The sequence below is a fragment of the Alcanivorax sp. HI0044 genome (assembly GCF_001634945.1).
This window is the reverse complement of record NZ_LWEZ01001306.1, coordinates 1-6,077: the sequence shown is the minus strand read 5'-3', so window position 1 is coordinate 6,077 and position 6,077 is coordinate 1. Positions and strand designations below refer to the sequence as shown.

Here is a 6,077-nt window from a genome sequence, read left to right as displayed (position 1 = left end):
AAGGTTTCCTTCAGCTCTGCGTCCTCATCCTGTGCGGCCAGCGCCTGGGCCCAATACATGGCCACATAGAAATGGCTCACCCGGTTATCCGGCTGGCCGACTTTCCGTGACGGTGACTTGTTCTGCTCCAGATACTGCTCATTGGCCTTGTCCAGAGCGGCTGCGATCACCTTGGCCTTGTTGTTGCCATACTTCTCGCCCAGCTCCTGAATGGAAACCGACAGCGCCAGGAATTCGCCCAGCGAGTCCCAGCGCAGGTGATTCTCTTCCAGGAATTGCTGCACATGCTTGGGGGCCGAACCGCCAGCACCGGTTTCGTAGAGTCCGCCGCCAGCCATCAAGGGAACGATGGACAGCATCTTGGCACTGGTGCCGAGTTCCAGAATGGGGAACAGGTCGGTCAGGTAATCACGCAGCACGTTCCCCGTGACGGAGATAGTGTCTTTGCCGCGGATCATGCGCTCCATGGTGTATCGGATCGCCTGAACCGGAGACATGATGCGGATATCAAGGCCTTCGGTATCGTGTTCCTTGAGATATTTGCGAACCTTCCGGATCATTTGTTGATCGTGGGCCCGCTCCTTGTCCAGCCAGAAGATAGCCGGAGTGTTGCTTTGCCGGGCACGAACCACGGCCAGTTTCACCCAGTCACGAATGGGCAGGTCCTTGGCCTGGCACATGCGCCAGATATCGCCTTTCTCCACATCGTGAGTCAGCAACACCTCACCGTCCTCACGCACAATGCGCATGGTGCCCTTTTCACTGGCTTCAAAGGTCTTGTCGTGGGAGCCATACTCCTCTGCCTTCTGCGCCATCAAGCCCACATTCGGTACCGAGCCACAGTTAACGGGATCAAAGGCCCCATGGGTTTTGCAGAAGTTGATGACTTCCTGGTAGATGGTGGCGTAGGTGCTTTCCGGAATCACCGCCTTGGTATCTTTCAGCTTGCCGTCGGCACCATACATCTTGCCACCCTGGCGAATCATGGCCGGCATGGAGGCATCGACAATAACGTCGGAAGGGACGTGCAGGTTGGAAATGCCGCGGTCGGAATCAACCATGGCCAGTTCCGGGCGATGCAGGTAACAGGCGCGGATCGTGGTTTCGATCTCCAGGCGCTGGGAAATCGGCAATTCTTCGATTTTCTGGTAAATGTGACTCAAGCCGTTATTCGGGTTGGCACCAATCTCTTCCAGCACATCGCCATGCTTGTCGAACAGCTCCTTGTAGAAGCGCCGTACCGCATGCCCGAACACGATGGGGTGAGAGACCTTCATCATGGTGGCTTTAACGTGCAGTGAGAACAGCATGCCTGTGTTCTTGGCATCTTCGATTTGTTTGTCAAAGAACTCACTGAGCGCATTCTTGCTCATGTACATGGCATCAATGACTTCGCCATCAAGAAGCGGAAGTTCCGGTTTTTTGACCGTCACAGTGCCGTTTTCGTCCTCGAACTCGATGCGCACCTTGCAGGCCTTTTCTATCGTCGAGGAGGTCTCATGGGAAAAGAAGTCGCCGCCACGCATGTGTGCCACGTGGGTGCGCGAAGCCGGGCTCCAGTAGCCCATGCTATGGGGGTTCTTGCGGGCATAGTTTTTAACCGCAATGGGGGCGCGGCGGTCGGAGTTGCCTTCGCGGAGCACCGGGTTCACCGCAGAGCCGAGAATTTTGGTGTACCGGGCCAGAATGTCTTCCTCTTCCTCGCTTTGCGGCTCATCCGGGTATTCCGGCACCGGGTAGCCATGCTCGTTAAGTTCGGCGATGGCCGCTCTGAGCTGGTGGATGGAAGCACTGATATTGGGAAGCTTGATGATGTTCGCTTCCGGATCCTGGGTCAGATCACCCAGTTCGGCCAGGGTGTCATTCACCTTCTGCTGGTCGGTCAGATATTCAGGAAAGCTGGCAAGAATGCGTGTAGCGAGGGAAATATCACTGCTCTCAACTTCAATGCCAGCGATCGAAGTGAATTTTTCAATGATGGGTAAAAAGGAATAGGTCGCCAGCGCAGGCGCCTCGTCAGTCATGGTGTAAATAATTTTAGGCGTGGTCATAGAATTACAAGGTCCCAATTGTATTGGTAGAGCTTTCCGCCTGATATCAGTCGGCTTTTGGCCGTCAGATCAGCGGGCACCCAACAGGAGTGCTCCCTCCGAATAAAACTGTATTCTGCATAAGCTGGCGAGTATAGCACCGACCGTTTAGCCTTGTTAGGACAAGCGGTAGCAACCGCAGACCAACAACAGTCATCGATACTCACCCCATGGCGCAATTGATCTTACTTAACAAACCGTTTCAGGTCCTCTCCCAGTTCAGCGACGACCAGGGCCGGCGAACCTTGCGCGAGTGCGTGCCGATGCCCGGCGTATACCCGGCCGGTCGACTGGACTGGGATTCTGAAGGCCTGTTGTTGCTGACCGATGACGGCGCCCTGCAGGCACGCATCAGCGATCCGCGGTTCAAGCTTCCCAAAACCTATCTGGTTCAGGTGGAAGGCAGGCCCGGGGGGCAGGAACTGCAAAAATTACGCCAAGGCATCACCCTGAAGGATGGCCCCACGCGCCCGGCCAAGGTCGAACTGATTGAGCCGCCCGCGTTATGGCCACGCAATCCACCCGTCCGCTTGCGGAAAACCGTACCGGATAGCTGGCTCAAGCTCACCATAGACGAAGGTCGAAACCGACAGGTGCGACGAATGACCGCAGCCATTGGCCACCCCACCCTGCGGCTGGTTCGCTGGCAGATTGGCGACTGGAACCTTGAGGCTCTCGCCCCTGGAGAATGGCGCGCTATGACGGTTCACGCGCCGAAGCCGCCTGCAGCCAGGCAGCGGCGGCCTCGTCATCGCTCTGGCGGGCCTCGACCCAAACCCAGCGGCCGCCGATAAGCTCCTTCTTCCAGAACGGCGCGCGGGTTTTCAGTAGATCCATGATAAAGGCGCAGGCCGCAAACGCATCCTGTCGATGCGGGGCACTGACGGCCACCTGCACGATGTCATCAGCCACCATCATGGTGCCAACTCTGTGCACCACCCAGGCACCATTGAGGTGCCATTTCTGGCCAGCCTGATCGACAATGGTGCGCAACACTGCCTCCGTCATCCCCGGGTAATGCTCCAGATGCAGCGCCTCCACCCTGGCCTGCTCATCGCGCACCTGGCCACTGAACTGCACCATGGCGCCGCTGAGACCCGCGTCGCGAAGCCAGCCGGACGGCTGCGCCGGCACCAGCGCCGTGTCCGTGACGGCCACATGAATCTTCATCCGCCGGTCACCGGCGGGAACAGGGCGACCACATCGCCATCCCGAACCGCCGCCTGCTCCTGGCTGAGCACCTCATTCACCGCCACCATATAGCGGGGTGTCGCCTCCAGCGCACCGGCCACCGACGCCTTGTCGTCGGCCAGCCATGCGACCAGGGCAGCCACCGTGTCGACACCATCCGGCGGCGTGACCGTCAGGCTGTCACTGCCCACCCGCTCACGCAGAGCAGCAAAGAAACGTATCTCGATCACCTTAATCCTCCCGACGGAACTGGCCACTGCGGCCACCGGATTTTTCCAGCAGGCACACCGATTCAATCACCATGCCCCGGTCCACCGCCTTGCACATATCATAGAGCGTCAGGCTGGCCACCGATGCGGCGGTCAAGGCCTCCATCTCCACGCCAGTGGTGCCCTTGAGCTTGCAGGTTGCCTGCACGCACAGCGCATCCGCTCCTTCCGGTTCGATGGTAACAGTGACACCAGTGAGCAACAGCGGGTGACACAGAGGAATCAGGTCCCAGGTCTTCTTTGCCGCCTGAATGCCGGCAATTCGGGCGGTGGCGAGCACATCACCCTTGGGGTGTTTGCCTCCCAGTATCATTTCCAGCGTGGCCGGCTGCATGCGCACCCGCGCCTGCGCAGTGGCGGTACGCTGAGTGCTGTCCTTGTCGGTCACATCCACCATCTGGGCCCGGCCACTGTCATCCAGGTGGGTAAATCGTTGATCTGTCATGCTCAGAGGTGTCTCCGCTCTGTTGTCTGTGGCGCCGCTGCGCTACCATTCCCGCCTTTCCAGAATTGAATGAAGCATCGCCCCCGGCCCATGACGGCAACCGGTGCTTCCTGTCCGGTAGGATACGCTATGAACAGCTTTGAGCCGCACATTACTGTGGCCTGCGTAGTCGAACAAGACGGCCGCTTCCTGTTTGTCCGAGAAATGAGCAAGGGCGAGGAAGTGCTGAACCAGCCTGCGGGCCATGTGGAATTCGGTGAAAACCTGATGCAGGCGGCCTACCGCGAAACCCTCGAAGAAAGCGCCTGGCAGGTAGACATTACCGACCTGCTCGGCTGGTATATCTTCCAGCCCCACAAGGGTGCCGGTGTCTATTACCGCACCTGCTTCGTGGCCCGGCCAGTCAGCCACGACCCGAAACAGAAGCTCGATACCGGCATTCTCGAAGCCGAATGGCTGACCCCGGACGAATTTCGCGCCCGTCGGCACCAGCACCGCAGCGCCCTGGTGGAAAAATGCCTGGATGATTACCTGTCCGGGCGACGACTGCCCCTGGACAGCATTTATCAGCACCCCTGGCCTCTGCAGAGAGGATGATTTGCCATGCGTAAGGCCCCCAAAGACACTCGTGTGATCGTCGGCATGTCCGGCGGTGTGGACTCCTCCGTGGCTGCGGCCCGCCTGATTGATGCCGGTTATCAGGTCGAAGGCCTGTTCATGAAGAACTGGAACGAGGACGACGGCACCGACTACTGCACCGCCCGGGAAGACCTGCTCGACGCCATGCAGGTGGCCGGCGTACTGGGCATCGAGCTGCACACTGCCAATTTTGCCGAGCAGTACTGGGATCGCGTATTCGCCCACTTTCTCGCCGAATACAAGGCCGGGCGCACCCCCAACCCGGACATCCTCTGTAACAAGGAAATCAAGTTCCAGGCATTCCTCGATCACGCCATCACCCTGGGCGCGGATTACATCGCCACCGGGCATTACTCCCAGGTCAGCCATGGCGACAAAGCGCAGCTACTGCGCGCGGTGGACACCAACAAGGACCAGACCTATTTCCTGCATGCGGTGGACTACCAGAAATTCGACCGCACCCTGTTCCCGCTGGGTGATCTGGAAAAACCGGAAGTTCGCCGCATTGCCGAAGAAAAAGGCTTCGACAACCACAAGAAGAAAGACTCCACCGGCATCTGCTTTATCGGTGAGCGCCGCTTCAAGGATTTCCTGGAGCAGTACCTGCCTGCGCAGCCCGGCACCATTGAGGATGACCACGGCAACGTCATCGGCAAACATGACGGGCTTATGTACTACACCCTGGGCCAACGCCAGGGGCTGGGCATTGGCGGCCTGGCCAGTGCCAGCGAGGCCCCCTGGTACGTGGCCGGCAAGGATCTGGATCGCAATGTGCTGATCGCCGTACAAGGCACGGACCACCCGCTGCTCTACAGCCGGGAACTGACCAGCGCGCCCATGCAGTGGGTCGCCCTGGAAGCCCCAACCTTGCCGGCCCGGCTCACTGCCAAGACCCGTTACCGCCAACCCGACCAGGCCTGCACCGTCAGCGATGCCGGCGACGGCCGGGTGCATGTCATATTTGATCAACCACAACGCGCCGTCACACCCGGACAGTCCGTGGTGTTCTACGATGGCCCGGTCTGCCTGGGCGGCGCCGTCATTGAGGAAACCGCATGAGCGAACGTTTCTCGCCGGAACAACAGCAACTGCTGGCCCTGGCCGCCGTGTTTGAAGCGGCCCAGCTGGCCGACGATGTGGCCCAGCGTGGAGACTGTGACCCCAAAGCCTTCGAAGCGTTGATTGCCGGCGTCATGGCGCTGGATGCTGACGATTTCGACAGCATCTATGCTCAACCCAGCCAGCTCCGCGAAGGCGTCAGCCTGCTCAACCGCAGCCTGAACAAGGAGTCCCGTGGCGCCAACTTGCGCCCGCTCAACTACGGCCTGGCCCTGCTCCACCTGGCCGGCAAGCTGCGCAAGAATGAGGACACCGTAAGCATTCTGCGCAACCGCCTGCTGGCGCTGAGCGGCCAGCAGGCGGTTGCGCAGAATGCTTACGGTG

General features: G+C 59.6%; 8 protein-coding genes. 4 read left to right on the top strand and 4 right to left on the bottom strand.

What is annotated here, in order from left to right; all coding sequences use genetic code 11:
* Positions 1 to 2,051, bottom strand: a 2,051-nt coding sequence (locus A3730_RS19080; protein WP_063538689.1) for an NADP-dependent isocitrate dehydrogenase, incomplete at its 3' end; no start/stop codon positions are given.
* A 209-nt stretch (positions 2,052 to 2,260) separates the two neighbouring features.
* On the opposite strand from A3730_RS19080, the gene A3730_RS29830 reads away from it, so the two are divergent.
* Positions 2,261 to 2,884 (top strand): pseudouridine synthase, encoded by a 624-nt coding sequence (locus tag A3730_RS29830; RefSeq protein ID WP_082872461.1) that lies wholly within the window; start codon positions 2,261 to 2,263, stop codon positions 2,882 to 2,884.
* Here the strand turns inward: A3730_RS29830 and A3730_RS19070 are convergent.
* Genes A3730_RS19070 through moaC form a run of 3 tightly spaced genes read right to left on the bottom strand, consistent with a single transcriptional unit; the run spans position 2,787 to position 3,995 of the window.
* Positions 2,787 to 3,260, bottom strand: a complete 474-nt coding sequence (locus A3730_RS19070; RefSeq protein WP_063519458.1) for a molybdenum cofactor biosynthesis protein MoaE — start codon at positions 3,258 to 3,260, stop codon at positions 2,787 to 2,789. The genes A3730_RS29830 and A3730_RS19070 overlap by 98 nt on opposite strands.
* Positions 3,257 to 3,511 carry a molybdopterin converting factor subunit 1 gene (gene moaD / locus A3730_RS19065; RefSeq protein WP_063518668.1) on the bottom strand — a complete coding sequence of 85 codons (255 nt, stop codon included), beginning with the start codon at positions 3,509 to 3,511 and terminating at the stop codon, positions 3,257 to 3,259. Before moaD ends, A3730_RS19070 begins: the two co-directional genes overlap by 4 nt.
* A gap of 1 nt (position 3,512) precedes the next feature.
* The gene (gene moaC / locus A3730_RS19060) at positions 3,513 to 3,995 is read right to left on the bottom strand and encodes a cyclic pyranopterin monophosphate synthase MoaC (protein ID WP_063518667.1); all 483 of its coding nucleotides are present in this window, start codon (positions 3,993 to 3,995) and stop codon (positions 3,513 to 3,515) included.
* Positions 3,996 to 4,124: 129 nt separating this feature from the next.
* Between moaC and A3730_RS19055 the strand changes: the two genes are divergently transcribed.
* The 3 genes from A3730_RS19055 to A3730_RS19045 form a co-directional block, all read left to right on the top strand.
* The gene (locus tag A3730_RS19055; protein ID WP_063519457.1) at positions 4,125 to 4,592 is read left to right on the top strand and encodes an NUDIX hydrolase; all 468 of its coding nucleotides are present in this window, start codon (positions 4,125 to 4,127) and stop codon (positions 4,590 to 4,592) included.
* A gap of 6 nt (positions 4,593 to 4,598) precedes the next feature.
* Positions 4,599 to 5,693: a tRNA 2-thiouridine(34) synthase MnmA gene (gene mnmA, locus A3730_RS19050; RefSeq protein ID WP_063519456.1), complete on the top strand. Its 1,095-nt coding sequence runs from the start codon at positions 4,599 to 4,601 to the stop codon at positions 5,691 to 5,693.
* Positions 5,690 to 6,077: DUF489 family protein (locus A3730_RS19045; protein ID WP_156501258.1), on the top strand; the 388-nt coding region annotated here is incomplete at its 3' end. The genes mnmA and A3730_RS19045, both read left to right, overlap by 4 nt.

What these genes read in the sequence shown, in the direction of transcription:
- A3730_RS29830 (WP_082872461.1), top strand. Translation starts at nt 2,261, where the DNA reads ATGGCGCAATTGATCTTACTTAACAAACCGTTTCAGGTCCTCTCCCAG.
- moaC (WP_063518667.1), bottom strand. Translation starts at nt 3,995, where the DNA reads ATGACAGATCAACGATTTACCCACCTGGATGACAGTGGCCGGGCCCAG.
- A3730_RS19070 (WP_063519458.1), bottom strand. Translation starts at nt 3,260, where the DNA reads ATGAAGATTCATGTGGCCGTCACGGACACGGCGCTGGTGCCGGCGCAG.
- A3730_RS19055 (WP_063519457.1), top strand. Translation starts at nt 4,125, where the DNA reads ATGAACAGCTTTGAGCCGCACATTACTGTGGCCTGCGTAGTCGAACAA.
- mnmA (WP_063519456.1), top strand. Translation starts at nt 4,599, where the DNA reads ATGCGTAAGGCCCCCAAAGACACTCGTGTGATCGTCGGCATGTCCGGC.